29 protein-coding genes and 1 tRNA gene are annotated in these 25,010 nt (G+C 61.9%); 12 read left to right on the forward strand and 18 right to left on the reverse strand.

Annotated elements, in window-relative coordinates; translation table 11 throughout:
* Window positions 1-65: 65 nt before the first annotated feature.
* Window positions 66-956 carry a helix-turn-helix transcriptional regulator gene (locus tag BHQ40_RS00405; protein WP_253183208.1) on the reverse strand — a complete coding sequence of 297 codons (891 nt, stop codon included), beginning with the start codon at window positions 954-956 and terminating at the stop codon, window positions 66-68.
* A 199-nt stretch (window positions 957-1,155) separates the two neighbouring features.
* Here BHQ40_RS00405 and BHQ40_RS00410 point away from each other — a divergent pair, with 199 nt between their 5' ends.
* Complete coding sequence (locus BHQ40_RS00410; RefSeq protein ID WP_070151019.1) at window positions 1,156-2,262, forward strand: acyl-CoA dehydrogenase family protein; 1,107 nt, start codon at window positions 1,156-1,158, stop codon at window positions 2,260-2,262.
* A gap of 22 nt (window positions 2,263-2,284) precedes the next feature.
* On the opposite strand, the gene BHQ40_RS00415 is transcribed toward BHQ40_RS00410, so the two are convergent.
* Entirely contained in the window at window positions 2,285-3,292 is a 1,008-nt protein-coding gene (locus tag BHQ40_RS00415; RefSeq protein WP_070151021.1) for an NADP-dependent oxidoreductase, read from the reverse strand.
* Window positions 3,293-3,443: 151 nt separating this feature from the next.
* Between BHQ40_RS00415 and BHQ40_RS00420 the strand changes: the two genes are divergently transcribed.
* Both BHQ40_RS00420 and BHQ40_RS00425 read left to right on the forward strand, forming a co-directional pair.
* Window positions 3,444-3,809 carry a Rieske (2Fe-2S) protein gene (locus BHQ40_RS00420; RefSeq protein WP_070151023.1) on the forward strand — a complete coding sequence of 122 codons (366 nt, stop codon included), beginning with the start codon at window positions 3,444-3,446 and terminating at the stop codon, window positions 3,807-3,809.
* A 105-nt stretch (window positions 3,810-3,914) separates the two neighbouring features.
* On the forward strand, window positions 3,915-4,436 hold the full coding sequence (locus BHQ40_RS00425; protein ID WP_070151025.1) for a GbsR/MarR family transcriptional regulator: 522 nt from the start codon (window positions 3,915-3,917) through the stop codon (window positions 4,434-4,436).
* Here BHQ40_RS00425 and BHQ40_RS00430 read toward each other — a convergent pair.
* Together BHQ40_RS00430 and BHQ40_RS00435 are read right to left on the reverse strand one after the other, a co-directional pair.
* Entirely contained in the window at window positions 4,396-5,604 is a 1,209-nt protein-coding gene (locus BHQ40_RS00430) for a cytochrome P450 (protein WP_070151027.1), read from the reverse strand. The two genes, BHQ40_RS00425 and BHQ40_RS00430, sit on opposite strands and share 41 nt — an antisense overlap.
* Window positions 5,605-6,077: 473 nt before the next feature.
* A complete protein-coding gene (locus BHQ40_RS00435) occupies window positions 6,078-6,521 on the reverse strand; it encodes a 3'-5' exonuclease family protein (RefSeq protein ID WP_070151029.1) in 444 nt (147 codons plus the stop codon).
* 143 nt (window positions 6,522-6,664) lie between these two features.
* Here BHQ40_RS00435 and BHQ40_RS00440 point away from each other — a divergent pair, with 143 nt between their 5' ends.
* Window positions 6,665-7,339 (forward strand): spermidine synthase, encoded by a 675-nt coding sequence (locus tag BHQ40_RS00440; RefSeq protein WP_070151031.1) that lies wholly within the window; start codon window positions 6,665-6,667, stop codon window positions 7,337-7,339.
* A gap of 71 nt (window positions 7,340-7,410) precedes the next feature.
* On the opposite strand, the gene rplI is transcribed toward BHQ40_RS00440, so the two are convergent.
* The 9 genes from rplI to BHQ40_RS00485 all read right to left on the reverse strand — a co-directional run bounded on the left by rplI (window position 7,411) and on the right by BHQ40_RS00485 (window position 15,706).
* Window positions 7,411-8,016 (reverse strand): 50S ribosomal protein L9, encoded by a 606-nt coding sequence (gene rplI, locus BHQ40_RS00445; protein WP_070151033.1) that lies wholly within the window; start codon window positions 8,014-8,016, stop codon window positions 7,411-7,413.
* A 13-nt stretch (window positions 8,017-8,029) separates the two neighbouring features.
* Complete coding sequence (gene rpsR, locus BHQ40_RS00450; protein ID WP_070151035.1) at window positions 8,030-8,254, reverse strand: 30S ribosomal protein S18; 225 nt, start codon at window positions 8,252-8,254, stop codon at window positions 8,030-8,032.
* 14 nt (window positions 8,255-8,268) lie between these two features.
* Window positions 8,269-8,700 (reverse strand): 30S ribosomal protein S6, encoded by a 432-nt coding sequence (gene rpsF, locus BHQ40_RS00455; protein WP_070151037.1) that lies wholly within the window; start codon window positions 8,698-8,700, stop codon window positions 8,269-8,271.
* Window positions 8,701-8,892: 192 nt separating this feature from the next.
* Window positions 8,893-9,270: an RcnB family protein gene (locus BHQ40_RS00460; RefSeq protein WP_070151039.1), complete on the reverse strand. Its 378-nt coding sequence runs from the start codon at window positions 9,268-9,270 to the stop codon at window positions 8,893-8,895.
* Between the two features lie 117 nt (window positions 9,271-9,387).
* On the reverse strand, window positions 9,388-10,776 hold the full coding sequence (locus BHQ40_RS00465; protein WP_070151041.1) for an alkaline phosphatase PhoX: 1,389 nt from the start codon (window positions 10,774-10,776) through the stop codon (window positions 9,388-9,390).
* A 92-nt stretch (window positions 10,777-10,868) separates the two neighbouring features.
* Entirely contained in the window at window positions 10,869-12,074 is a 1,206-nt protein-coding gene (locus BHQ40_RS00470) for an ABC transporter permease (protein ID WP_070151042.1), read from the reverse strand.
* A complete protein-coding gene (locus tag BHQ40_RS00475) occupies window positions 12,074-12,775 on the reverse strand; it encodes an ABC transporter ATP-binding protein (RefSeq protein ID WP_070151391.1) in 702 nt (233 codons plus the stop codon). Before BHQ40_RS00475 ends, BHQ40_RS00470 begins: the two co-directional genes overlap by 1 nt.
* On the reverse strand, window positions 12,765-14,255 hold the full coding sequence (locus BHQ40_RS00480) for an efflux RND transporter periplasmic adaptor subunit (protein ID WP_083276594.1): 1,491 nt from the start codon (window positions 14,253-14,255) through the stop codon (window positions 12,765-12,767). The genes BHQ40_RS00475 and BHQ40_RS00480 overlap by 11 nt, the downstream gene beginning before the upstream one ends.
* Window positions 14,252-15,706 (reverse strand): efflux transporter outer membrane subunit, encoded by a 1,455-nt coding sequence (locus BHQ40_RS00485; RefSeq protein WP_070151044.1) that lies wholly within the window; start codon window positions 15,704-15,706, stop codon window positions 14,252-14,254. Before BHQ40_RS00485 ends, BHQ40_RS00480 begins: the two co-directional genes overlap by 4 nt.
* Before the next feature lie 182 nt (window positions 15,707-15,888).
* Between BHQ40_RS00485 and fabD the strand changes: the two genes are divergently transcribed.
* The 5 genes from fabD (at window position 15,889) to mltG (ending at window position 20,350) form a co-directional block, all read left to right on the forward strand.
* Window positions 15,889-16,824 (forward strand): ACP S-malonyltransferase, encoded by a 936-nt coding sequence (fabD, locus tag BHQ40_RS00490; RefSeq protein ID WP_070151047.1) that lies wholly within the window; start codon window positions 15,889-15,891, stop codon window positions 16,822-16,824.
* Window positions 16,825-16,841: 17 nt separating this feature from the next.
* Complete coding sequence (gene fabG, locus BHQ40_RS00495) at window positions 16,842-17,582, forward strand: 3-oxoacyl-[acyl-carrier-protein] reductase (protein ID WP_070151393.1); 741 nt, start codon at window positions 16,842-16,844, stop codon at window positions 17,580-17,582.
* A 153-nt stretch (window positions 17,583-17,735) separates the two neighbouring features.
* Complete coding sequence (locus BHQ40_RS00500; RefSeq protein WP_006950224.1) at window positions 17,736-17,969, forward strand: acyl carrier protein; 234 nt, start codon at window positions 17,736-17,738, stop codon at window positions 17,967-17,969.
* 139 nt (window positions 17,970-18,108) lie between these two features.
* Complete coding sequence (gene fabF, locus BHQ40_RS00505; protein ID WP_070151048.1) at window positions 18,109-19,368, forward strand: beta-ketoacyl-ACP synthase II; 1,260 nt, start codon at window positions 18,109-18,111, stop codon at window positions 19,366-19,368.
* A 10-nt stretch (window positions 19,369-19,378) separates the two neighbouring features.
* Window positions 19,379-20,350 (forward strand): endolytic transglycosylase MltG, encoded by a 972-nt coding sequence (gene mltG / locus BHQ40_RS00510; protein WP_070151050.1) that lies wholly within the window; start codon window positions 19,379-19,381, stop codon window positions 20,348-20,350.
* Window positions 20,351-20,353: 3 nt separating this feature from the next.
* Here mltG and BHQ40_RS00515 read toward each other — a convergent pair whose 3' ends face one another.
* A complete protein-coding gene (locus tag BHQ40_RS00515) occupies window positions 20,354-20,773 on the reverse strand; it encodes a sugar transporter (RefSeq protein ID WP_070151052.1) in 420 nt (139 codons plus the stop codon).
* 128 nt (window positions 20,774-20,901) lie between these two features.
* Between BHQ40_RS00515 and BHQ40_RS00520 the strand changes: the two genes are divergently transcribed.
* Window positions 20,902-21,441, forward strand: coding sequence for a peroxiredoxin (locus BHQ40_RS00520; RefSeq protein WP_070151055.1), 540 nt, complete (start codon window positions 20,902-20,904; stop codon window positions 21,439-21,441).
* The gene (locus BHQ40_RS00525) at window positions 21,438-21,950 is read left to right on the forward strand and encodes a 2'-5' RNA ligase family protein (protein WP_083276595.1); all 513 of its coding nucleotides are present in this window, start codon (window positions 21,438-21,440) and stop codon (window positions 21,948-21,950) included. The genes BHQ40_RS00520 and BHQ40_RS00525 overlap by 4 nt, the downstream gene beginning before the upstream one ends.
* Here the strand turns inward: BHQ40_RS00525 and BHQ40_RS00530 are convergent.
* On the reverse strand, window positions 21,947-23,176 hold the full coding sequence (locus BHQ40_RS00530; RefSeq protein ID WP_070151057.1) for an NAD(P)/FAD-dependent oxidoreductase: 1,230 nt from the start codon (window positions 23,174-23,176) through the stop codon (window positions 21,947-21,949). The genes BHQ40_RS00525 and BHQ40_RS00530 overlap by 4 nt on opposite strands.
* A gap of 179 nt (window positions 23,177-23,355) precedes the next feature.
* Here BHQ40_RS00530 and BHQ40_RS00535 point away from each other — a divergent pair.
* Window positions 23,356-23,432 (forward strand) — tRNA-Met (locus tag BHQ40_RS00535).
* A gap of 173 nt (window positions 23,433-23,605) precedes the next feature.
* Here BHQ40_RS00535 and BHQ40_RS00540 read toward each other — a convergent pair.
* The 3 genes from BHQ40_RS00540 to BHQ40_RS00550 all read right to left on the reverse strand — a co-directional run bounded on the left by BHQ40_RS00540 (window position 23,606) and on the right by BHQ40_RS00550 (window position 24,918).
* Window positions 23,606-23,785 carry a hypothetical protein gene (locus BHQ40_RS00540; RefSeq protein ID WP_070151059.1) on the reverse strand — a complete coding sequence of 60 codons (180 nt, stop codon included), beginning with the start codon at window positions 23,783-23,785 and terminating at the stop codon, window positions 23,606-23,608.
* A gap of 418 nt (window positions 23,786-24,203) precedes the next feature.
* Window positions 24,204-24,437, reverse strand: coding sequence for a hypothetical protein (locus BHQ40_RS00545; RefSeq protein ID WP_070151061.1), 234 nt, complete (start codon window positions 24,435-24,437; stop codon window positions 24,204-24,206).
* 145 nt (window positions 24,438-24,582) lie between these two features.
* Window positions 24,583-24,918, reverse strand: a complete 336-nt coding sequence (locus BHQ40_RS00550; RefSeq protein WP_070151063.1) for a helix-turn-helix domain-containing protein — start codon at window positions 24,916-24,918, stop codon at window positions 24,583-24,585.
* Window positions 24,919-25,010: the final 92 nt, after the last annotated feature.

Raw genomic sequence — 25,010 nt, forward strand, 5'->3', positions numbered from 1 at the left:
CCAAAAAAGAACGCGCACGGGTTGCCCCATGCGCGATCCTTATCTTTCTAGTCTGACGAAACGGATCACTCGATCATGGCCCCGTCATGATGTTCGCCATGGCCGCCGGTCATGACCGCCGCCACGCTGCCCAGATAGCCAAGCTGCGTCGCCTTGAACACGGTCTGGCTGCGGTTCACCGCCTCCAGCTTGGTAGCGGCGTTGTGGATGTGGAACCGCACCGTGGCGCAGCTCCGGCCAAGGATCATCGCGATCTCGACATCGGTCTTGCCGACCGCCGCCCAGCGCAGGCATTCGACCTCGCGCTTGGAAAGGCGGCAATTTTTGGGAATCCAGGGACGATGGCTCGTCACCCGCGAATATCCGCCGATGAAACGCCGGCTGTGATATTCCAACTGGTCGGCATAAAGCTCGAACTCGCGGGACAGGTCCTTACGGCCATTGTCGAGCGGGGAAAAGCTGACCACGCCAATCTGGCCGAAGGGCAGGTGGATCGGTACTACAATAACCGACTGCGCATTCACCAGCTCGTCGAAATGCGACAGGTCGATCTGGTCGAGCAGCGGATTGGGCGCGCGGGTGTAGATGCCTGCGGCATTCACCCAGAAGGGATCGCTTTCATAGCGGCATGCGAAGGGCAGGGGAGAGCTTAGCGCCAGGAGTGGCTTCTTCCACCATTGCTCCTTGGATGTCGGCCATCCGAATATGCTATGCGCCAGCACATTGCCGTCCGCGTCGCACATCGGCATCTTGGATGCGATATTGGCGCAGGCCGCGACCTGGAAGTTCCCTATGTCGCGCGCTATGTCGCGCAGGGCCTCCGCGGCGGGCCGTATATCGGCCGGCGTCGCAATAGCGGTGGGGACATGCCTGCTAGAAGGGATATCGGCGCCGGCTGTGGCCTGTGTCGCACTTCCGTCCATGCAGGCGGTGAGTGTATCGCCTGAACTCTCCATGTGGATTAAGATACGCCTGACCGGTTAACGTATCAAGTCATCCAAAACCTCGGACTAGTGCTAGGTTTTTCGGCTGACCGATGCGCAAACTATCGGAAAAAGCAGGACGCCGATGTCCGCGAGCATGCTTATCCCTTCACAGGAACGATGCGGCAGCGCCCATTGGCGACCGCCGCAATGCTGTGAGGGGAACAGGAAGTTGAATTTCGATCTCAGCGAAGAGCAGGGGCTGCTGCGCGATCTGATCGAGAAGTTCGCCGGCGATCGTTATGATCCGGTCCGCCGCCTGGCCTATGTCCGCGAACCTTCGGGCTTCGATCCGGCAGGATGGGCCACCCTCGCCGACATGGGCGTTCTCGCCTTTCCCTTTGGCGAGGAGCTGGGCGGATTTGGCGGCGGCGGCGTCGAACTGATCACCATCATGGAGGCGATGGGCCGGGCGGTCGCGGTCGAGCCGCTGTTGCCGGTCGTCATCCTTGGCGGCGGACTGCTGGAACGGGCGGGCACAGAGGAACAGAAAGCCGAATGGCTCCCGCGCCTGATCTCTGGCGAGATTTCGGCGGCATTCGCGCATGGCGAGCACAGCGCGCGTTTCAATCAGGACCGGGTGACCGTGCGCGCCATGACGAATGGCGGCGGCGGGATGATCCTGGACGGCGCGAAGCATGCCGTTCTGGGCGGCGCTTTCGCCCAGATATTGCTGGTCTCCGCAGTCGATGCATCGGGTGACGTAGGACTCTATATGGTGCGCGGCGATGCGGAGGGTCTGCGCCGCCGGGACTATCGCCTTTCCGATGGGTCCGTCGCCAGCGACATCAGCTTCGTACATGTGAGGGCCGAGCCGATGGCCGGGGACATGGCGGCTATTGCGGCGACTCTGGGCGACGGACGCTTGGCCGTTTGCGCCGAACTTGTCGGCCTGATGGGGATGATGTTCGACGCCACCCTGGACTATGTGAAGACGCGCCAGCAATTCGGGCAACCGATCGGCCATTTCCAGGCGATCCAGCACCGCATGGCCGACAATTACGCCCGGCTGGAGCTTGCCCGGTCGCAGCTTTACCGCGCCGCCGCGCTCGATGCATCCGATCCCGCCCGCGAAGCGGCCATAGCTGGGGCCAAATCCTACATCAGCGCCAACGCCCTGTCGCTGGGCGAGGATGCGGTGCAACTGCATGGCGGCATCGGCACGACCGAGGAATTGATGGTCGGGCAGGCGTTCAAGCGTGTGCTGATGCTGACATCCCTGTTCGGCGACAGCGATTGGGAACAGCGCCGCTATCTCGCGCTGACCGGCCGGGCATAACGCCCGGTCCGGCCATCGCCGCTCAATCCGCCAGCTTCACCATCACCTTGCCGACATTGCCGCCGGAAAACAGCTTGCCATAGGCGGTCAGCGTATTTTCCAGCCCCTGGGTCGTGTCGAACGCCATGCCGACCTTTCCAGCCTCCAGCCAGGGCCGGGTCAGCCGGTTGATCTCTCCGCCCCGGAAATAGAAATCGGGTGAGAAGAAGCCAGCAATGGTCAACCGCTTCATCAGGATCAGGTCGAAATTGCGCGGTCCTTCGCGCTCCGCCTTGTCATAGGTGGAAATGAGGCCGCAGACCGCCACCCGCCCGTTCATCGCCATGTTCGGCAGCACAGCGTCCAGGATCGGCCCGCCCACGCAATCGAAATAGCAGTCGATCCCGCCCGGCGCGATCTCCGCCAGCGCGCGCCCCACATCCTGCGCCTTATAATCAATCGCCGCGTCCAGCCCCCATGTACCGGTCAGCAGCGCGCCTTTGTCCGGCCCGCCCGCAATGCCGATGACCCGGCATCCCATCGCCTTGGCGAACTGCGCCGCCAGCAGGCCGGTCGCGCCGGCGGCGGCGGATACCAGCACGGTTTCGCCCGGCCGCACCTTCCCATATTCGGTCAGGCCGACATAGGCGGTCCATCCGTTCGGGCCGAGCACGGCGAAATGCTGCCGCATGTCGGCTATGTCCTCGACCACCCAAATGTCGCCCATGTCGGGATAGAGCACGGAATAGTCCGCCCATTGGCCATAGGCGCGCACGATGTCGCCTTCCTTGAACCCCGCATGGCGCGACTGAACGACCCGGCTGAGGACGAAGCCGATGATCTTGCTGCCCAGCGGCGTGGGGTCCATGTAACTGTCCGTGCGCGGGGTCAGCCACATCCGCGTACCCGCATCGAGGGAAAGCCACAGATTCTCGACGAGAAGCTGGTTCTCGCCGATTTCCGGCATCGCCTCCTCCTGCAAAGTGATGCCGGAAGCGAAATCGGTCCCCTGCGGATAGGCAGTAAGCTGCCAGAAACGGTTTATGCCCAAAGGTTCATCCTCTTGTGGTCGTCATGGGTTGTCTTGATTCCACCATGGTTGGTCCGGCGCGCCAAGACAGCTATGAGAAGCATCAATTGTGGACAGCGGCGCTGGCGGCCACAGCGATGGCAAGAATAGTAGGCGGATTGCGTAGCAGGCTATGAGCGAGACATATCACAGGGTTATCGAAGCTTCGGCTGTCGAGGAGAAGGCGATGCTGCCCTTCATCGTCAATCGCTGGCCGGTATTTCTGTGCCGCGAGGAAGGGACGATCCACGCGATCATCAATCGCTGCACCCATGCCGCCGCCGAACTGGCGCCGGCTGGCCGCGTCCGCCGGGGATCGGTCATGTGCCCGCTGCACGGCGCGCGGTTCAAACTGGACAGCGGCGAATGCCTTGGCGGCGTCAATTACAAGCCGTTGAAAATCTTCCCCTGGCGGGAGACGGAGGACGGCTGGATAGAGGTCGCCGTGCCGGATGAAGCGCCCGGCATGGAGCATCTGCCGGTCAAGGCGCTGGTCTAGGCCATATCTCCCAAGGCTCCCGCTCACACGGGCCGATCCCCTCCGGAAAGGGACGTAACGCATATGGCGGTTGCGTGTGCGGAGCCATGGCGACAATAAAGATGGATGAATGCGGACGAAACATCGGGTCAGGCGCGCGACCGCTATATCCAGACCTTCGGGGACGTTGCGGCCCGTGACTATCTTCCCACCATCGCCGGACGCATCGCGGCCCTCCTTTATGTCAGTAACGGTCCTGTCAGCTTCGGCGCGCTGGAGCGGGAACTGGGCGTAAGCCGCGGCTCAATCAGCACGAATACGCGGCTGTTGGAGGAACTGGGCACGATCGAACGGGTCGAGGTGGAGGGCGCTCGCGGCCATTATTTCCGCGCCGCGCCGAATGCGGGCGCTCGAACGGCGGAATATCATCTTCAGAGAACCGAGACGGCTTTGGATATGATCCGGGCCGCCAGCGCCGAAATGAGGACCGAGGGCCAGGACCTGTCGCCCGAAATCCTGGGGAAAATGCAGGCGATCGAGATTTTCTACGAAAAATGGGTGAAGCATCTCCGGGCATTTCGCGACGAGATGGCGGCCGGCGATCCCATCACACCGCCCAGCGCAGGGGCAGGGACTCGCAGGAGTTGATGAGGCTGGTCGTAAAGACGGGCGGATCGTCTGGATCGAGCGTGAATTCGGGAATGCGGGTCAGCCATTCCTGCAGGAATATCGCAATCTCTCGCTGAGACAGCACACGGCCCGGACAGGCATGAATGCCCGTACCCCAGGCGGTATGGCGCGGCGAGGCGCGGGCGAAATCGACATCGAGCGGACGTTCCGTCGCATGGTCGTCCAACCCGCCAAGCGCCATGGGCAGCAACACCATGTCATCCTTGTGGAATGTGACGCCGCCATAGGCGACATCCTGTTTCACGATCCGGGCGATATTGCTGATCCCGAAACGCCTTGCCAGTTCCTGGACGGCGTTGGGGATCAAGTCCGGCTGATCGCGCAACTGGCGGCGGTGGTCGGGATGGGTGGCGAGGAAATGCGCGATGAATGCCATCATCGACGCCACGGTATCAAGGCCGCCGGTCAGCAGCAGCAGGCACATGCTGAACACATCCTCATCCGAAAGGGGGGCATCCCCAACCCGGCCGTGGATCGTCGCGCTCAGTGGGTCGTCGCCCGGCCGGACCCGTCGCTCGGCGATCCAGTGGCGGATATAGCTGGACAGCGCCTCCCACGCTTCCGCGCTGCCCGGATAATGGGGTTTTGACGCCAGTACGGCGTGACTGCGCAGCATTTCCAGATCATCTTCCGGCAACCGCATCATCGTCAGGAATGCGATGATCGGCATGGTTCCTGCGAAATCCTTCACAAACTCGCAGCCGCCCTGCGGCTTCACCCCTTCGATAAGGTCGATCGCCACCGCCCGCGCCTTCGCCTCGATCTCGGCCAGCGCGCGGGGTATGAAGAACGGCATCATCAGGCGGCGGTATGGCGTATGTTCGGGCGGATCGAGCTGCAGCGGGATCAGGCGCGGAACAACGCCGCGCGGGATGACGAACTCCGCATTGGAAAAATGCGCGCTGTCCGCCTGGATGGCGATCAGGTCCTCCAGGCGGGTGACGACCCAATGGCCGCCATGCCGCGGCGTCCAGAAGATCGCAGGGCGGTCGTCCTGCGCGTTTTCCTTCCAGTAACGGTGAATGTCGCCATCCGGCCGGTCGCATCGCGCCATGTCGAAATCGATCACCAGCCCGTCCGGGACATGATCGGGAATTGCGGTGCTGACGGCGACTTGGTTCAACATCCTGATCCTCTCTCAACCACGAACGGCAATTTTGTTTAGTCATGACTAAACAATATGATCCAGCAAGTCCAGGGAGATTGTCAGGATTGCATGCATTGTCGGATTTTTGACCGGATTTTGCACGACGCTAAATGCACGGAAAGCTATGCATGTCCTACGATGGCCCGCACATGTTACGATGCTTCGGTTAAAGCGATATCGGGGCGCATATGGTGAAAATAGCTGCCATAAACTCTCTTGAAACTGCCATTAAGAGCATGATTTTTTACAATGTGGACGCGAGAGAGGGGCGGCCGGGCAGGGGCTTTTGCGGCAGTCGGCCCGGATACGATGGCAACCCGCAACTTCCGCAACTTAGGAGGATCATTCTGCGCCGGGGGCGTCTTGGGTGTCCACTGGCCTGTTGAATGATTGCATGCTTATATGCCGGTTCGGAGTGGCGTTCATGATCCCGGCTTTCCACGGATTGGGGGTCAGCTCATGCAGAAATCCTTGAGCGCCCGCGCATCATGCAGGGCGTTATGCGGCGTCTTGCTGTTCACAGATGCGCTGAACCCGGCCGCATTGATCAACTCCAGCCGCAGGCCGTTGATCGTGATCATATTCGCGGGACTCATGACCAGAAGATGGCAGAAATAGCCCAGATCATCGGGCCAGTCCGCGACGATCACCGGGTCGGGATCATTGGCCAGATAGGTCTCGATATATTGCGCTGCTTCCACCCTGCTCAACTGATGATCGACGCCCGGAGGCACGAACCGCAGATAGGGGATGACGTTCCGCTCGACCCAGCTATGGATTTTGTCGGGCAGGGGAAGCGAGGTGTAGAATTCCTGGTCGCCATATTCGGGCACGAGAGCCAGGCTGATCAGTTCGCCGCCAAAACCGTTAAACTCTGTATCAAGGAAATATCGCATGCCCGCCGCTATGGAGACGCCCGCCGCGACCGTAAACCCTTCATCGCCCGGTGCCGGGATCGACGCGCCTAAATTGCTTTGGCGATGTCCTTCGAGGCGCTAGCAGCCTTGCGTCCCATTCCTTCAATGAAAGTCCTGCCGTCATGCAACTCCGTGAACTGATTGGATCGGCCCAGGTCCCCGGCGGAGAGGAATTGAGACTCTACCGGCGGGGCAGGGACTTCATGATCGTGCTCGACCGCAACGAGCTGATGAGCAGCCGGATGAGCGGGTCGGAGGAGGCGCTGGCCGACATGACCTTTGACCGGCTGGCGGGGCGCAAGGCGACCCATTGGCTGATCGGCGGATATGGCATGGGCTTCACCCTGCGCGCCGCGCTCGCCAGATTGGACGGCGGAGCGCAAGTCACGGTAGCGGAACTGGTCCCCGAAATCCTCCAATGGGCGCGGGGACCGATGGCGGAACTGGCCGCAGGCTGCCTCGATGATCCCCGCGTCCGCATCGTTCAGGATGATGTGGCGGAGGTCATCGCTGCAGGGCGCGGAGCATATGATGCGATTCTGCTGGATGTCGACAATGGCCCGGATGGCCTGACGCGGCAGGGCAATGACCGGCTTTATTCGGCGCAGGGGCTTTCGGCTGCCATAGCGGCGCTAAAGCCGGGCGGCGTGCTGGCGATCTGGTCGGCCGCGCCGGACAACGCCTTTGCGCGGCGTCTCGCAAATGCGGGTCTGGCCGTCGAGGAAGTCGGCGTCCGCGCGCGCAGCAACGGCAAAGGTCCGCGTCACGTCATCTGGTTCGGCACGAAGCGGCGATAGAGGGATATGGCAAAGAAAAAGGCCGCCCGGTCTCCCGGACGGCCCTAATTCTTTCACGGTCGATGAAGCGCTCAGGCTTCCTCTTCCGAACCTTCTTCCTCGTCGGTGCGCGCAGAGGCGATCTCGCCCGGCTCGGCGTTGGGATCATAATCCTCGGTGAAGCCCGACTCGTCCTTTTCGAACAGGCTGGCCATCACGTCCACGCCGTCCTTCTGCAACTCGGCTTCTTCCGGCGACCGCGCGACGTTCACCTGGATGGTGACGGCGACTTCCGGGTGCAGCGCGACCTTGACGTCGAACAGGCCAAGCGTCTTGATCGGGCGCTCTAGGACGATCATCGCCTTGGTCACGATCTTGATGCCTTCGGCGTCAAGCGCTTCGATGATGTCGCGGACCGAAACGGAACCGTAAAGCGCGCCGGCATTGGACGACTGGCGGATCAGTACGACCTGCTTGCCATCGACGCCCTTGGCTGCTGCTTCGGCGTCGGAACGGCGGGCAGCATTGTCGGCTTCGATCTTCGCCCGGTTGGCCTCAAACACCTTCTTGTTGGCGTTGTTTGACCGGAGGGCCTTCTTGTTGGGGAGCAGGAAGTTGCGGGCGTAACCGTCCTTGACGGTCACGATGTCGCCAATGGCGCCGAGCTTCTCGATCCTTTCGAGCAGAATGATTTCCATGGGGTCTACTCCCTCACTTCACGATGTAGGGCAGCAGGCCGAGATGCCGGGCGCGCTTGATCGCCTGGGCGAGTTCGCGCTGCTTCTTGGTGCTGACGGCGGTGATGCGGCTGGGAACGATCTTGCCACGCTCGGACACGAAGCCCTGGAGCAGACGAACGTCCTTATAGTCGATCTTGGGCGCATCCTTCGCGGCGAAGGGGCAGCTCTTGCGGCGGCGGAAAAAGGGGCGTGCCATTGTCTCTCTACTCCTTATTCGCCGATTTCATCACGGTCGCGGCGGGGGCGATCCCCACGATCTTCGCGCGGGCCGCGCGGGCCGCGGTCGCCACGATCTCCGCGGTCGCCACGCTCGCTGCGTTCCTGCTTGCGCATCATCGCGGACGGGCCGGTTTCCAGCTCGTCGACCTTTACGGTCATATAGCGGATGATGTCTTCGTTGATCTGGGTCTGGCGCTCCAGCTCGGCGACCACGCCTGCGGGCGCGTCGATGTTGAGCATCACATAGTGCGCTTTGCGGTTCTTGGCGATCTTGTACGCCAGGCTGCGCAGGCCCCAGGTCTCGGTCTTGGTGACCTTGCCGTTATTGTCTTCGATGATCTTGGTGGCGGTTTCCGCCAGCGCGTCCACCTGCGCCTGTGCCAGATCCTGGCGCGCAAGGAACACGTGCTCGTACAGAGCCATGCTGCTTTCCTTCATCTTGGCCGATCGCTGACGCCGCCCGATGCGAACGCCCCTCCGGCTATCGTCTCATATTTTCGCGCCCGGCAAAGTCTCCCCGCCGTTTGCGAAGGCGCGCCTATGGCTGATCTTGCCTCCAAATGCAAGCGCCTCCGGGGATAATCCCGGAGGCGCATGGCATTGCCGGCAGACCAATCAGCGCAGGACGTTTCCGATAACCGCGCCGATGATGCCGCTGGTGATCGCCACCAGCACCGCGTCATTCCCCGACCGCACCCAATGATAGCCGCGCGGCGCATTATAGAGGCGATAGGCGCGGGGATTGTTGATCACCGTATAGCGGCTGGCGTAGCGGCGATCGAACCGCTCGCCCTTGCGCCAGCTACGATAGTCGCTGCGGTAATCCTTGCGGACGACGGTCGTGCGGTGAACGCTGACATTGCCGCGCGGCCCTTCGCGGACTGTCTCATGCACAACGCGGCGGGGTTGGGCCGCTTGCGCTTCGGCCAGCGGACTCAGCACGGTGGCGGTGATCATGGCGGCAGTGGCCAGCTTGATCAGAAAGGACTTCATGGCTTTGCTCCTTGTTCAAAGGCGCCTTTCGGTCGGCGTCTGATCATGGAGATAGGCGGCAACTGTCGCGGGACTGTGCCAAAGAGGCTGGGGAATTGTCGAAAAGTGTAACCGTGTTCAGGCCGCGAAATCGGGCGAGCCCGCCTGCATGACCCTCTCCCAAGGGCCAGATACCGCCAGCGTTTTGCCAGGTGCGTAGATGTTGAGGAACAGTATCCGCCCGTCCGGGGAGAAACATGCGCCGGTCGGCTCCGTGCCGCCCCTTATCCTGCCGAGCGTATAAACCCTGCCGCCCTGCGTCACGCCTCGCAACATATTGTCCGCAAACGGCGTCTTGTTGTCCTCGCAGACGATCAGATGGCCCCAGGGCGCGACGGTGATATTGTCGCCATAGTTCAGCACCTGCCGGTCGTCGGACTCGACGAACAGGCTGAGGCGGCCGGGTTCGTCCTTCTCGCGCGTCCGCCCTTCGAATGGGGAGGGTATGTAGCGGAATATCTGGCCCAATCCGGCTGCGCCGCCGGAGGTGCACATGAAATGCACCTGCCCGTCGCCGAAATATATGCCTTCGCCGCGTGCAAAGATCGCCGCGCCATCGGCGTGGCCGCGGTTCTTGAGGTCGTTATGGGGATTATCGACACCGTTCAGGTCAATCCAGCGGGCAAGGCGCATATCGCCGACCGCCATGTCGCGCCGCTTCCAGTTCCGGCTGTCGCCGCCCTCGGACTGTTCGATAAAGCCCAGCGCCTGCAGCCGCCCGCCCTGATGCAGCGCGCCCGGCCGGTCGGGCAGGAAGCGGTAGAAGAGCGAATCCTTTTCGTCCTCCGTCAGATAGAGAATGCCGGTGCGCGGATCGATGACTGCGCCTTCATGGTTGAAGCGGCCGAGCGCGTGGATTGGCGCTGGTTCGACCAGGCCCCTCGCGTTTGCGGGCACCTCGAACGCCAACCCATGGTCCCTGGCGATCCCATCCTCGCCTGCGCGGGTCAGTATCTCCTCGCAGGACAGCCAGCTACCCCAGGGCATGACGCCGCCAGAGCAGTTGCGAATGGTGCCCGCGAGGCTCAGATGCTGCCGCTCGACCCGCCCGCTGCGCAGATTATAGACGATGTTGCTTGTCCCACCGGGCAGGGCGCCGCCGTCCGCATACCGGTCATAAGCGAGGGAAATCACGCCCTTTGCCCCGCGTGCGCGCTGGTCGGGCAATAACTCATGATTGCGCACCAGCACGACCCGGTCGGCATCAAGGGGAAAGCAGCCCATCCCGTCATGGCAGCAGGGCACCGTCAGCCCGTCGTCCATAATATCCCCGGCGCTGGAAATGACGCGATAGGAAAAGCCGTGGGGCAGGTCGATCAGCCCGGCCGGGTCGTCACGCAGCGGTCCGTAGCCCGGCACCTGATTATGATAGCTGGTTGCGGCCGCAACGCTGGCGAAGCGGGACAGGCCGGCAAAGGCGGCCAGACTAGCGCCGCCCATGGCGAATTGTCGGCGGCTGATGGTCATCGGCGCATCGTCATCGGCTGGTTCATGAACCGGCCCAATGATGCAGCTTGGCTACGTCCTCATGACTTTTCCGCTACGCCAATGTTACATCGTCATTCGTGGCGCAGCGCATCGATGGGGTTGAGCGCCGCCGCCCGGCGCGCCGGGAAATAGCCGAACACGACGCCGATCGCCGCCGAAAACAGGAAGGCGATCAAATTGACCCTGACGTCGAAGATGAAGGGCACCTGCATCAGCGGCGCGATGGCGATCGAGGCGATAAGGGCGAGGAACAGACCAATCAACCCGCCAAGGCAGGACAGGACGATCGCCTCGACCAGAAACTGCATCAGCACCTCGCTGGCCACTGCGCCAATGGCGAGGCGAATGCCTATCTCCCGCGTGCGCTCCGTTACCGACACCAGCATGATGTTCATGATTCCGATGCCGCCGACCAGCAGGGAAATCGCCGCCACCGCCGCCACGATCTGCGTCAGGATGGTCGTCGTGCCCGTCAGCGTGTCGGATATCTGCTTGGTGTCGAACACGTTGAAATTATCCTGATCGCCTTCCTTTATCTTCCGGCGCTCCCGCATCAATTGTTCCAGGCTGGCCTGCACCGCCGATGTCTCATAGGCGTCGTCGACCGCCACCAGGATCATGCTGATGTCGCGGTCGCCGGTGAAACGGCGCTGCACGAACTTGATCGGCATGACGACGGTATCGTCCTGATCCTGAAAGCCGCCCTGGCCGCGCGTTGTGAGCACGCCGATAACCTGGCAGGAAACGCCCTTTATCCGGAACTGCTTACCCACCGGGTCGATATTCCGGAACAGGTTCTGCCGTACTGTATTGCCGATGATGCACACAGCTTTGCCCGCTTCTTCCTCCTCCGGCATGAACAGGCGGCCGGAATCGAGCTTCCACTGCTGCGCCTCGAAAAAGGCGGCGGTTGTGCCGTTGACGGTCGTTGACCAGTTGCTGCCTTCGTAGATCGCTGTGGCGCTGGTCTGCGCTTGCGGGGCGACAGCGCGGACGCCGGTCAACTGATTCTCTATGGCGGTCACATCCTGCGGCTTGAAGTTGGGCGGGCGCGGGCCGCCGCCGCCCCGGCCGAACCCCTGGCCCGGCCGGAGCTGGAGGATATTCGCGCCCAGCGAGGAAATCTGCTCGCGCACGGCGGCCGTCGCGCCATTGCCCAGCGTGACCATTGTCACCACGGCGGCCACGCCGATGATGATGCCCAGCGTCGTCAGGAAGGAACGCAGCTTGTGGCGCATGATCGCCCGGAAGGCGAGGGTGATGGTGGTGCCCAGCATCAGTTGCCCTCACCCTTCCTGATGCCCTCGACCAGCCCGTCCTTGAACGTGACGATGGTGCGCGCAAATGCCGCCATCTCCGGCTCATGCGTCACCATCAGCACGGTGATGCCGCTATTCTTGTTGAGGTCGGTCAACAGCTCCATGATCTCGACCGAGCGTTCAGAATCAAGATTGCCTGTGGGTTCGTCGGCCAGAAGCACGTCAGGTTGGGTGACGATGGCGCGCGCGATCGCCACGCGCTGTTGCTGGCCGCCCGACAATTCCGCAGGCGTATGGTCCCACCAGGGCTTAAGGCCGACTTTATCCAGCGCCGCCATACCCTGTTCCTGCCGGGTTTTCCTGTCCTCACCCCGATACAGCAGCGGCAGCTCGACATTTTCCAATGCCGTGGTGCGGGAGAGGAGATTGAACCCCTGAAATACGAAGCCGAGATATTTGCGCCGCAGCAACGCCCGCTGGTCGCGGTCGAGCGTTTCGACATGATGCCCCTTGAACAGGAAGCTTCCGGCGCTGGGTACGTCCAGGCAGCCTAATATGTTCATCGTCGTCGACTTGCCCGATCCCGAAGGCCCCATGACCGCGACAAAATCCCCCCGCGCAATGTCGAGGTCGACGCCCTTCAACGCCTGAAACGCTGTCGGTCCGCTGCCATAGACCTTGGTCACGCCGCGCAGGCTGATGATCGGATCAGTGGGCATTGCTGGCCGCTGCCGGCTCTTGCTGGCGGGCATCGCGCCTGTCGCTGGCCGCCGCAGGGGCCGGTCCATGTTGCCGGTCGTTCTGGCGATCGCCACCTTTGCGCTGACCACCGTTGCCGGATCCGCCGTCATCGCGTTCCTCCGGCTGTTCCTGACCCGCGGCGAGTTGACCGGTGATGACCTTCATGCCTTCTTTCAGGCCGCCGCTGACAATCGCGGTGCGGGCGCCGTCGCTGTCGCCAATGACCACCTGGATCGCCTTCGGCTTTCCATCCTCATCCACGACATAGACCGTCTGGCTGCTGCCGGCGCCGAAAGTGACTGACCGGGTTGCGCGATTGCCGAAACGGCGGGGGCCGGGCACGATCTGGCTGGTGATGCCGCCGCCCTTGCCCGAACCGGCCGAAGGGTTGAACCGCAGGGCCGCATTGGGGACGAGCAGCGCATTTTGAAGCCGTTTCGTGACGATGGAGGCAGTCGCCGTCATGCCCGGCCGCAGAATCTCGTCAGGATTATCCACGGCCAGCACTGCGGTATAGGCGACGACGGTGCCTGTGCTGGTACTGGTTGCTGTTGAGGATGATGATGAGGACGTCGAGGCGCTGTTGGAGCCGACATTGACCCGCGTGATATGCGCCGGGAAATTCTGTCCCGGAAAGGCGTCGACTGTGAAGGTGGCCGACTGGCCGTCCTTCACCTGCCCGACATCGGCCTCATCGACCGAGACCTCCACCTCCATGCGCGTCAGGTCCTCGGCGAGCGTAAACAGTACGGGCGCGTTGAGGGAGGCGGCAACGGTCTGGCCCGGCTCTATGTCGCGGGACAGGACCACGCCATTCACGGGCGAGACGATTTGCGCGATCGACAGGTTGGTCTGGGCGGTGGAAAGCTGGGCGTTGGCGACCTCCACCTGCGCGCGGGCGGATTGCACCGATGCAATCGCCTGCTCATAGGTCGCGCGGGCGCTGTCCAGTTCCGTCTTGGCCGGCACGCGGCCGCCGGAAAGCTTGTAGACCGATTCCTGCCGGTCCAGCGTCGCCTTGGCGAGGGCGGCCTGCGCCTGCGCCTGCGCGACGCCGGCTCTGGCCGCCGCCACCTGAGACCGGTTCTGGGCGATTGAGTCCACCAGGCGCCTTGTGTCCAGTTCCGCCAGCTTCTGTCCTTTGGTCACGCGGTCGTTCACATCGACAAAGACCTGCGTGATCTTGCCCGATTGTTCCGATCCCACATCGACCTGATTGACCGGCTTCAGGTTTCCGGTGGCGGATACGGTGACGGTCAGGTCGCCCGTGCGGACGGTGCGTGTTGAGTAATTCGGCTCGTCGCTGCCGGAGAAGCAGCGGCCAAGCAGCAGGATCAGGATCAACAGGGCAAGACCGATTGCGCCACGGATGACCCATTTGCGCCAGGGCTTTGCTGGCTGAACGCCAAGGAAGTCGTCCAGATTGTCGCTGTTGCCGGTCGTCGTCTCGTCGGTCATTGCGGCCGTCCATCCATAGTCTGCCATCCGCCGCCAAGCGCGCTGTAAAGCTGCGAGACGGCCAGAACCTGATCTGATTGTGCGCCAGCCAGGCTGTTGCGCGCGGAAAGGAGCGTCTGCTCTGCGGTGAGCAGCGTCTGGAAATCGGTAAGCCCCGCCTGATATTGGCTGCGGGCCAGAATGGCGCTGTTGTTCGACGCTTCATAGGCGATGGCGAACTGCTCCGCGCGCTGCCGCGCAGCGCTGAGCGCCGCCATGCCATTTTCCACATCTTCCAGCGAAGTCAGCACCGTGCTCTTATAGGCGGCGAAGGCGGCGTCGGTGGCCGCCCTTTGTGAACGCACCTGCGCGCGCAGGCGGCCGCCGTCGAAGATCGTTTGCGCGATCCGGCCGAATACGCCGCCCGTCACGATATCGGTCAGGTCGCGGAAAGCCGTGGCGCTGGTGCCGATATTCCCGCTGATGCTGAGCGAGGGGTAGAGCGCCGCCCGCGCCACGCCGATCCGCGCGGTGGCGGCGGCCAGAATGCGTTCGGCGGCCCGTACGTCCGGCCGCTGGCGCAACGTATCGGCAGGGATGCCTATGGCGATATCATTCTGCGCGGCGGGGATGGGCTTCGCCTGCTCCAGCGCGCGCGTCGCTTCGCCGGGCGCTTCACCGGTCAGCACGGCAATGCGATTTAGGGCTGCCCTCACGCTGTTTTCAATCTGAGGGACAGTGGCGGTCGTCTGCGCCAGTTGCGCGCGGGCCTGTTCCTGATCCAGCGAGGAGACAAGGCCAGCCTGCAGCCGCCAGCGGGCGATGTCATAATTATCCTGCTGATTGGCGAGGGTTTCCTTTGCGATGCGCAACTGCTCCTGGCCCAGTCGCGCTTGCACATAGTTGGACACCAGCTCGGAAATAATGGCTGTTCTCGTACTGGCGAGGTCAAAGCCGCTGGCTGCATAGTCGGCACGCGCCGCTTCGGAGGAGCGTCGGATGCTGCCGAACAGATCGACTTCCCAGCTTGCGTCGGCGCCCGCCGAATAGGCGCTGCTCCACCGGTTGGCGGAAGAACCGATCACATTGCCATTGCTGTCGAGTTGGAAGCCGCTTGTGCCGCTGCGGTAATTCTTGCCCGCGCTGCCAGAGGCGTTGATCTGTGGGAAGAAGGCGGCATTGGCCTGCACCAGCGCCTCGCGCGCTTGCCGGAGTCTGGCCTGCGCCTGTGCAATGTCCAGATTATTGGCGACGGCCTTCTGTATGAGGCCATCGAGCGTAGGATCGTTCAGCCGGGTCCACCATTGCGCCAGATCGGTATCGCTCGGCGCGGGCGTGGCTCCCTTCGCGTCGCCATAATAAGTAGCAGGCACCCCAAGCGAAGCCGTTTGCGGTGCGCGATAGTCCGGCCCCGCCGCGCAGGCGGAAAGGACGGTGGCCGCTCCCAATATCAATGTAGCGGGATAACGCACTGTGGATCGAGGCTCCTGTCTTGATCAGGACTTGCATCAACATGCGCAGGGGGAACTTGCGCGCGGCTGAATGCCTGTCTAGGTCCTGCCGAAATTGGGGCGGAGGCTCAACGGCTTTTCTGTCTCAAAGTGTATCAACCATGTAATGCGCTGGAAATCGCGCTTTTCGAGAGGGTTTCGCCATGAGGGCATTCCTGTTTCCCGGTCAGGGGAGCCAATCGGTCGGTATGGGCAAGGCGCTGGCCGAAGCCAGCCCGGCTGCAAAAGAGCTGTTTCAGGAAGTCGATGACGCGCTGTCGCAGAATCTGTTCCGCATCATGGTCGAGGGACCGGACGCCGATCTGACCCTGACCGAAAATGCCCAGCCTGCGATCATGGCCAATGCGTTGGCCACGCTGAAGGTGATGGAGAAAGAAGGCGGGCTGCGGCTTTCCGAGAAGGCGGATTTTGTCGCTGGCCACTCGCTTGGCGAATATACCGCGCTGTGCGCCGCCGGTGCGATCGACCTGTCGACTACGGCGCGTCTGTTGAAGCTGCGCGGCAGGGCGATGCAGGCCGCCGTGCCGGTGGGCGAGGGGGCCATGGCCGCACTGCTCGGCGCAGATATCGATAAGGCGCAGGCTCTGGCCGATGCAGCGGCGGAGGGCGAGGTGTGCGCTGTCGCCAACGACAATGATCCGACCCAGGTCGTGATCTCCGGCCATCGCGGCGCCGTTGAGCGCGCGGTAGCGATGGTGAAGGATCATAGCATCAAGCGCGGCGTGCTGCTGCCGGTGTCTGCGCCGTTCCATTGCCCGTTGATGCAGCCTGCGGCCGACGCGATGGCTGACGCGCTTGGTAAGGCGGATATCCGTGCGCCGCTGGTCCCGGTCTATGCCAATGTGCTGGCCGCGCCGATCGCCGCGCCGGATGACATCCGGCAACGCCTTGTGGAGCAGGTTACCGGCCGCGTGCGCTGGCGCGAGTCCGTCGCCGCGATGTTCGCCGCGGGCGTCACCGATTTCGTGGAAGTGGGTGGCAAGGTGCTTGGACCGATGGTCAAGCGCATCGCCCCGGACGCAACAGTGACCAGCATTGTCACGATGGACGATATCGAAGCGGCGCTCGGCGCGCTCTGAAAGGAAAAGACATGACCATGTTCGATCTCAGCGGGATGACTGCACTGGTGACCGGCGCTTCGGGCGGTATCGGCTCGGCTATTGCGAAGGCGCTGGCGGGGCAGGGCGCGCGCCTTGCCTTTTCCGGCAGCAATGAAGCGAAGCTCAGGGATTTTGCCGCCCAATTTTCCGGTGATCACGTTATCCTGCCATGCAACCTTTCGGACGCGGCGGCCGTCGACCCGCTTGTTCCGCAAGCCGTCGAGGCGCTTGGCGGGAAGCTCGATATCCTGGTCAATAATGCCGGGATCACGCGCGATAACCTCATCATGCGCATGAAGGACGAGGAATGGGCCGATGTCATTTCGGTCAATCTGGAGGCCGCCTTCCGCCTTGCCCGTGCCGCCGCCAAGCCAATGATGAAGGCGCGTTTCGGCCGCATCATCTCGATCACATCGGTTGTGGGCGTGACCGGCAATCCCGGACAGGCGAACTACGCCGCGTCGAAGGCCGGAATTATCGGCATGTCGAAGGCGCTGGGGCAGGAATTGGCCAGCCGCAACATCACCGTCAATTGCGTTGCGCCGGGCTTCATCCGGTCCGCGATGACCGATGCGCTGAACGACGCGCAGAAGGGCGCGATCACTGGCCGGATTCCCGCCGGAACGCTGGGTGAGGGAGAGGATATCGGCGCCGCCGTCGTCTATCTCGCCAGCAAGGAAGCCGGATATGTCACCGGTCAGACCTTGCATGTGAATGGCGGAATGGCCATGATCTGACCCAGTTTGTGGGGGAATTGATGCAGGTTTTCGCGGCAGGCCGATCGCTGCGCCGCAATATGCCTTGCCTCTTGCCTCCCTCGCAGCTTCGCACTAGGGCAAGTGCCTGAACGGATATTCATACCCGCATCTACCCAAGCAGAAGGACCACCCATGAGTGAGACCGCGGATCGCGTAAAGAAAATTGTCGTGGAGCATCTGGGCGTCGAGGCCGAAAAGGTCACGGAAGATGCCAGCTTCATCGACGATCTGGGCGCTGACAGCCTCGACATTGTTGAGCTGGTTATGGCGTTCGAAGAAGAATTCGGCGTTGAGATTCCTGATGACGCCGCCGAGAAGATCGGCACGGTCAAGGACGCCATCGATTACATCGACTCCAAGCAGTAAGGAGCCGATCCGCTCGCCGGCCCGGCCGGTGGGAATGGACCAGGAATAAGGGAAACGGCTCTCCGGCCCCGGTACGTCCGGCGGAAGGAGAGCCGCTTCCATTTGAAGATTATCGGAAAAGTTGGACGGAGCTGGGAATATGCGTCGTGTGGTCGTGACGGGCCTGGGCATGGTTACGCCGCTGGGCGCGGACGTGGAAACTGCCTGGAAAAACATCATCGCCAGCAAATCGGGTGCTGCAACCATCACCCGTTTCGACGCGACCGACTATGCTTGCACCTATGCGTGTGAGGTAAAGCCCGCCGACCACGAATATGGTTTCGATCCCAACAAGCGCGTGGATCATAAGGTCCAGCGGCAGGTCGATCCCTTCATCATTTACGGCATCGACGCCGCCGGACAGGCGCTGGAAGACGCCGGGCTTACCGATATGAGCGAAGCCGAACGCTATCGCGCGGGCTGTTCGATCGGTTCGGGCATTGGCGGCCTTCCCGGCATCGAGAGCGAATCGCTGGTGCTGGAGCATAAGGGGCCGCGCCGCGTATCGCCGCATTTCGTCCATGGCCGCCTGATCAACCTCATCTCTGGCCAGGTTTCGATCAAATATGGCCTTATGGGTCCCAATCATGCTGTCGTCACAGCCTGCTCGACTGGTGCGCACAGCATAGGCGACGCCGCGCGGATGATTGCGATGGATGACGCCGATGTGATGCTTGCGGGCGGCGCGGAAAGCGCGATCTGCCCCATTGGCATCGCTGGCTTCGCGCAGGCGCGCGCGCTTTCCACCGCGTTCAAGGATGCGCCGGAAAAGGGCAGCCGCCCCTATGACATCGACCGTGATGGCTTCGTCATGGGCGAGGGCGCAGGCGTCGTATGCCTTGAGGAATATGAGCACGCAAAGGCGCGCGGTGCGAAAATCTATGCCGAGGTGATCGGCTATGGCCTGTCTGGCGACGCCTATCATGTGACCGCCCCGCATCCCGAAGGCTCCGGCGCGTTCCGCTCGATGGAAATGGCGATGCGCAAATCCGGGCTTTCGCTGTCGGACATCGACTATATCAACGCGCACGGCACATCGACGCCGCTGGGTGATGAACTGGAGCTGGGCGCTGTGCGCCGCCTGTTCGGCGATGCGATCGGCGGGCTTTCCATGTCGTCGACCAAATCGGCCATCGGCCACCTTCTGGGCGGTGCGGGCGCCGTGGAGAGCATCTTCTGCATTCTCGCCCTGCGCGACCAGATCGTGCCGCCGACCCTCAATCTCGACAATCCGTCGGAAAATTGCGCCGGGGTGGACCTGGTCCCTCATGTCGCGAAACAGCGGAGCGTGAAGGCCGTTCTGAACAACAGCTTCGGCTTTGGCGGCACGAACGCCAGCCTCGTCATGAAAGCGGTCTGAGGCTGACGCTATGCGGCGCGCCGGTTGCCTGATCCTCATCATCGGACTGGCGATCGCGGCGTTTTTTGCTTTCCGCTTCGTTCATGGCTGGACGGGCGAGGGGCCAACAACCGCTGACCGCACCTTCGTCGTTGCGGAGGGCGCAACGCTGACCAGCGCAGCAGTCGCGCTGAAGGAGGCGGGCGTCATCCGTTCGGCCGATGCCTTTCTGGCGCGCGCCAAGCTTTTCGGATCGTCCGATCCCATCAAGGCCGGTGAATACCTGATCCCCAAGGGGGCAAGCAACGCCGACATTCTCGCCATATTACAGGGCGGCAAAGCCGTCGCCCGGATGGTGACGATACCGGAGGGCATGCCGTCGATCCTGGTTCATGAGCGGCTGATGGCGCAGAAGGAACTCACCGGATCGATCCCCGTACCGGCAGAGGGCAGCATCCTGCCCGACAGCTATGCTTTCGATAAAGGCGAGACTCGCGCCGCAGTCGTCAAGCGCATGCAGGCCGCCATGACCAAGGCGTTGGCGGAGCTTTGGGCGCAGCGCAGCCCTACGACCGTCGTCAAGACGCCGGAACAGGCCATCATCCTCGCCAGCATCGTGGAAAAGGAAACGGGCGTTCCCACCGAACGGCCGACGGTCGCGGGCGTCTATTCCAACCGCTTGCGCACCGGCATGATGCTGCAGGCGGACCCGACGATCATCTACCCGATCACCAAGGGCAAGCCGCTTGGGCGGCGCATCCGCAAATCAGAAATCGCGGCGGTCAATGATTACAACACCTACGCCATGACCGGTCTGCCCAAGGGGCCGATCGCCAATCCAGGGCGGCTGTCCATATTGGCGGTCCTGCAGCCTGCGCAGACTCGTGCGCTCTATTTCGTTGCCGACGGGAAAGGCGGCCACATCTTCGCCGACACGCTGCAGCAGCATAATGAGAATGTGCGCAAATGGTTTGAGATCAGGCGTCAGCGCGGCGAGCTTTAACCGCTATTTGATGATGCCCTTGTTGGCCAGCGACCGGGCGTAGAGCAACTGGACAACGCCCATGATGAAAATGAAAAGAGGAAAAGCGGCCGCCATGACGCCTTTCACCGCCAGCAGGTCCGTGCCCAGAAAGCTATAGCCAAACTGGATGACGACTGCAGCGAGCGAGATCGCGTACAGAGGCACGGCAAGCCTCCGTTTCATCAGCAGCAGGATCGTGGCTATTGTCGTCCCCCACACGGCGACGGCATAAGCCGACCAGGCCCATTGCGGCATTTGGGCGAATGTGCGGGCCATATAAGGGTCGGTCTTGGCCAGTTCCGACAGGTTCATGGTGACCTGCATCAGATAGGCCGCGCAGCCCATCAGATTCCACAGCAGGAATATGATGCCGATGACGATGAAGGATCCCGCTACTTTCACGATCGACCTCTCCGGTACGTTGCCACCTTTCCCAATTAGGGCATATCCTACTCCAACATCCGCATCCCCGCCATAGGGCGCGATGAAAGCTGTTGGCGCTGCGTGATGGCCACCAAAAAGGAGCCTGTATGATCGGACGTCCGATACCTGACGTAACATTGAAGACCCGCGTGCGCGACGAAAGCGTCGGCGGCCCCAATCCCTTTCGCTGGCAGGATGTGCAGACCGGCGACCTTTTCCGGGGCAAGCGCAATGTCGTGTTCTCGCTGCCTGGCGCGTTCACGCCGACTTGCTCAACCGAGCAATGCCCGGCATTTGAGCGCTTTCACGAGGATTTCAAAGCCGCAGGCGTGGATGAGGTCTATTGCATCTCGGTCAACGACGCTTTCGTCATGTATCAGTGGGGCAAGCATCTCGGTATATCCAAGGTAAAGCTGTTGCCGGATGGATCGGGCGATTTCACGCGCCGCATGGGCATGTTGATCAAGAAGAATCATCTTGGCTTTGGCGACCGTAGCTGGCGCTATGCAATGGTTGTTGATGACGGCAGGATCGTCGCCTGGTTCGAGGAGCCGGGCATCAATGATGTCGGGTCGGACGAGGACCCCTATGAGGAAACGCGGCCGGAACCCGCCCTGGACTGGGTGACGGCGCATCCCAGGGCATGATCGGGAACGCCGCGCCTATCATCCTGACGGCAACGATGGGGGCGGCGGACTTTGCCTGGGCGGACACGCTGCGCCGCGCCCATTTTCCTGCCGGGCGCAACAAGGTGCCCGCGCATATCACCCTTTTCCACCACCTGCCGCCTGGCCTGCAAAGGGAATTGATGGATCGTATGGCCGTGATTTGCAGGGGGAAAGCGCCGGCAGCGCAGCTCGCGGGATTGCTCAACCTGGGGAATGGCGTGGCTTTCCGGGTCGAGAGCGCGGGTCTGGACGCCATACGCGCCGAACTGGCCGACATGTTTCAGGGTTTGCTGACACCGCAAGATCAGGCGAAGCCGCGCTTCCACATCACGGTGCAGAATAAGGTCAGCAGCGACCGCGCCAGACTAGCGTTCAATGAACTGAACGCCAGCTTCCGGCCGCGACCGCTTGTGATTTCCGGACTGGCGGCATGGCGCTATATGGGCGGCCCCTGGGAGCCGATCCGCGCTATGCCGTTCAGGGGTTAGGCCAGGTCCACTTCCTTGAGCGGCCGTGATGCGTCCGCCAGTTGCGCCTGATCCAGCACGGCGCCGGAAATCACATGGGCGCGGCCCTGAACATAGTCCTTGACCATATTGACGCAGTCGAGCGCGATCAGCTTCCCGGCCTTCATATACAGGACGGAGAAACTGCGCGTGGCCGGGTCGCCGCGCAAAATCGTCTGATCGAAGCCGGTCGACAGGCCAACGGTCTGCAGCTTCAGATCATATTGGTTGGACCAGAACCAGGGCACCGCATCATATTCGGTTTCCTGGCCCGTGATATGCTGGACCGCGACCTTTGCCTGATCATTGGCGTTCTGAACGGATTCAAGGCGAATCTGCGCGCCCCGCGCATAGCCATTGGCGTGCGCTGCGCAGTCGCCGACCGCATAAATGTCCGGCAAGCTGGTGCGGCAATAGGCGTCGACATCAACGCCATTGCCGCCAGTTGCGCCTGCGGCGATCAGCGGGGCGGTCTCCGGAATGATGCCGATGCCGACAATGACCAGATCGGCGGGAATGCGCTCTCCGTCCGCTAGGATGACGGCGCTGACATGGCCATCGGTCGCCTCGATCTTCTCGACCATCGCGCCCAGGCGCAAATCGACGCCATGCGCCCGGTGGTCCGCCTCATAGAAGCGGGACAATTCTTCCCCGGCGACGCGCGCCAGCACCCGGTCGAGCGCCTCCAGCAGCACCACCTTCTTGTCGAACTTGCGCAGGACGGCCGCCGCCTCAAGGCCGATATAGCCGCCGCCGATCACCACAACCTGATTGATCTCATCGAGCCGCGCCATGATGGCGTCCACGTCATCGCGCCGGCGCACGCCGTGGATGCCCTTGGCGTCGGCCCCGGGGCAGGACAGCATGCGCGGCGTGCCGCCCGTGCACCAGATCATCTTGCCATAGCTTACTTCGCTATCGTCGGTCAGCGTGACGAACTTGCCGACGGGATCAACGGCCTTCACCCGCTTGCCGAGCAGCATTTCAATATTGCGCTCGGTCCAGAAGGCGACGGGACGGATCAATATGCGCTCGAACGTCTTTTCGCCCGAAAGATATTCCTTGGAGAGGGGAGGCCGCTCATACGGGACTTCGCGCTCGTCGCCGAGCATGGCGACGCTGCCTTCGAAGCCCATCTGGCGTAACTGGATTGCCGCCTGTGCGCCCGCATGACCCGCGCCGACGATCAGGACGTCATAATAGCTCATTGCCCGTACACCCTCCATATATTCCCGCTTTTTCGCGCCTTGGCCTGCTTTGCCCGACATGGCAAGAGGCGGTCGGCTGATCTGGGTTCAAACCACTGGTTGACCAGTCCAAAAAGCCTTCGTATAGGGCGCGCCTCACCGAGATTGCTTCTCTGCGGAAGTCCCCGGTGGCCTCTTGGGGCGGAGTAGCTCAGCTGGTTAGAGCAGCGGAATCATAATCCGCGTGTCGGGGGTTCAAGTCCCTCCTCCGCTACCAAAATTTCCTTTGTATAATCAGTATCTTGAGCTGATCGTAGGCCTCGAAATCGGTGGCCTTTCAAGTGCAAACTTGCATCAGGATTTTCCACGATTTTCCGCCGTTTTCTCCGGTGTTCCCGCGGCTCCATGCAACACTGATGCAACATGGAATAATGGATGCCGGCTCTGCTGTCAGGCTACTAAGTCGACATCATCTACGTGTTTCGAATCTAGCGCACGGGCCTTTCGCGCAAAATCGGCCCCTGCAGCGAGGCGTAGACGCTTCTCGCCAGGATCGATGCAGTTTTCTGCCTTCTCGATTTCTTCCAAGGCACGCTTCTCAAAATAAGCGCGGTCAATGCGATCGAACACTCAGCTCTCCAGCATTCGCGTTAGGTGCCGGGCTACCCGTGCGGCGCATATATTGATCGCGATCGCGATAGTTCAAGGGCCATTGCATCAACTTGCGAAGCGACCCTACAATACGCCAGAGTGTTGGCTACCAAATAGCACTTGGCAAAAAAGAGAGGTTGCTAATCTAATTGTAATCCGGAGGATTTTCCTTGCCCCATAGTCCATCTACGATGTCCGACGCGGAATTGATTATGGCGTATGACCGAGACACTATGACCAGCTGGGAACGAGCCGTAGTGGCGGAGATGGAAGCGCGCGGCATCGAATTCTAACTTCACTACAGTGCCGAGCTCTTTTCGCTTAACGAAGCTCCGGCAGTCGATCACCTTGACCCTCGAGAGCGTCTGACCACCGGAATGATCGGAAAACGGTCGTTTCACCGCTTCTTCCACCACTTCTGATCATCAGGCATGTCTGCGTAGATAGGCTGACGCGAACGCCAATCATCCTCGTAATCGTCTACAACCGTGCTTCCGGCGCCTTCGCCGATAACGATCTCGATCCTCTGTGCCGGCAAGTCGATCGTGATTCGGGCGGTTTGAAAACCAACAGCCTTCACCGCCTTAAGTACACGCTCAACATCAGATTGAAGGATTCGCGTGCCTTTCATAACTCTATCTCCGGCGCTGGGCTGGGCCTGGTCTCGATGGTGCCATTGGCAAAGTCCAGGATGACGCGACCGGACTGCGCGTCGGACCACTTCACCGTCCTCAAAGCTGCTCTGATTTTCGCCGTGGTGATGCGAGCTGACTGGGTCACGCTGTGGGCGGGAACATTGGTTCGCGACGACGTTTTGCTCGTGCGATATTGGGCCGGAACGTCGTCGCTGACGAGCTCATGTCCTCGGAGGGGGCACCGACCTTAACTCTCGTCGCCTCATATTTTTCAACGTCGACAGCCAAAATCCGAATAAGGTTCCCGACACGGAAGTGACCCAACTCGCCGGAATTGATGACTTTTCGAACCATGCTGGGGCTGCACTCCCAACGTTCGGCGACAGTTTCGACCGTCAGGGGGCGTGGCCCAAGATTGTAGGGCGACCAATCGCGCTCAGCCACCTGGCCGACTTTGCCTTTACTCTCGTCATTCATCGTTGCCCCTCCATCAGTTATCCCCGTTCAATTCGAGATGAAGTCCGCCTCCTCGACCGTCAGTATGCGGGTTCCATCAGACGGATCGGTAC

Origin of the sequence: Sphingobium phenoxybenzoativorans (assembly GCF_001757355.1) — a bacterium.
In the GTDB taxonomy this organism is placed as follows: domain Bacteria; phylum Pseudomonadota; class Alphaproteobacteria; order Sphingomonadales; family Sphingomonadaceae; genus Sphingobium; species Sphingobium phenoxybenzoativorans.

Coding starts and splice junctions, on each gene's coding strand:
- BHQ40_RS00500 (WP_006950224.1), top strand. CDS start 17,736: ATGAGTGAGACCGCGGATCGCGTAAAGAAAATTGTCGTGGAGCATCTG.
- BHQ40_RS00530 (WP_070151057.1), bottom strand. CDS start 23,176: ATGAGCTATTATGACGTCCTGATCGTCGGCGCGGGTCATGCGGGCGCA.
- BHQ40_RS00520 (WP_070151055.1), top strand. CDS start 20,902: ATGATCGGACGTCCGATACCTGACGTAACATTGAAGACCCGCGTGCGC.
- mltG (WP_070151050.1), top strand. CDS start 19,379: ATGCGGCGCGCCGGTTGCCTGATCCTCATCATCGGACTGGCGATCGCG.
- BHQ40_RS00550 (WP_070151063.1), bottom strand. CDS start 24,918: ATGAATGACGAGAGTAAAGGCAAAGTCGGCCAGGTGGCTGAGCGCGAT.
- BHQ40_RS00525 (WP_083276595.1), top strand. CDS start 21,438: ATGATCGGGAACGCCGCGCCTATCATCCTGACGGCAACGATGGGGGCG.
- BHQ40_RS00460 (WP_070151039.1), bottom strand. CDS start 9,270: ATGAAGTCCTTTCTGATCAAGCTGGCCACTGCCGCCATGATCACCGCC.
- fabG (WP_070151393.1), top strand. CDS start 16,842: ATGTTCGATCTCAGCGGGATGACTGCACTGGTGACCGGCGCTTCGGGC.
- BHQ40_RS00545 (WP_070151061.1), bottom strand. CDS start 24,437: ATGAAAGGCACGCGAATCCTTCAATCTGATGTTGAGCGTGTACTTAAG.
- BHQ40_RS00480 (WP_083276594.1), bottom strand. CDS start 14,255: ATGACCGACGAGACGACGACCGGCAACAGCGACAATCTGGACGACTTC.
- BHQ40_RS00405 (WP_253183208.1), bottom strand. CDS start 956: ATGGAGAGTTCAGGCGATACACTCACCGCCTGCATGGACGGAAGTGCG.
- BHQ40_RS00420 (WP_070151023.1), top strand. CDS start 3,444: ATGAGCGAGACATATCACAGGGTTATCGAAGCTTCGGCTGTCGAGGAG.
- rpsR (WP_070151035.1), bottom strand. CDS start 8,254: ATGGCACGCCCCTTTTTCCGCCGCCGCAAGAGCTGCCCCTTCGCCGCG.
- BHQ40_RS00475 (WP_070151391.1), bottom strand. CDS start 12,775: ATGCCCACTGATCCGATCATCAGCCTGCGCGGCGTGACCAAGGTCTAT.
- BHQ40_RS00435 (WP_070151029.1), bottom strand. CDS start 6,521: ATGCGATATTTCCTTGATACAGAGTTTAACGGTTTTGGCGGCGAACTG.
- BHQ40_RS00430 (WP_070151027.1), bottom strand. CDS start 5,604: ATGTTGAACCAAGTCGCCGTCAGCACCGCAATTCCCGATCATGTCCCG.
- BHQ40_RS00470 (WP_070151042.1), bottom strand. CDS start 12,074: ATGCTGGGCACCACCATCACCCTCGCCTTCCGGGCGATCATGCGCCAC.
- BHQ40_RS00425 (WP_070151025.1), top strand. CDS start 3,915: ATGAATGCGGACGAAACATCGGGTCAGGCGCGCGACCGCTATATCCAG.
- fabF (WP_070151048.1), top strand. CDS start 18,109: ATGCGTCGTGTGGTCGTGACGGGCCTGGGCATGGTTACGCCGCTGGGC.
- fabD (WP_070151047.1), top strand. CDS start 15,889: ATGAGGGCATTCCTGTTTCCCGGTCAGGGGAGCCAATCGGTCGGTATG.
- rplI (WP_070151033.1), bottom strand. CDS start 8,016: ATGGAAATCATTCTGCTCGAAAGGATCGAGAAGCTCGGCGCCATTGGC.
- rpsF (WP_070151037.1), bottom strand. CDS start 8,700: ATGGCTCTGTACGAGCACGTGTTCCTTGCGCGCCAGGATCTGGCACAG.
- BHQ40_RS00465 (WP_070151041.1), bottom strand. CDS start 10,776: ATGACCATCAGCCGCCGACAATTCGCCATGGGCGGCGCTAGTCTGGCC.
- BHQ40_RS00440 (WP_070151031.1), top strand. CDS start 6,665: ATGCAACTCCGTGAACTGATTGGATCGGCCCAGGTCCCCGGCGGAGAG.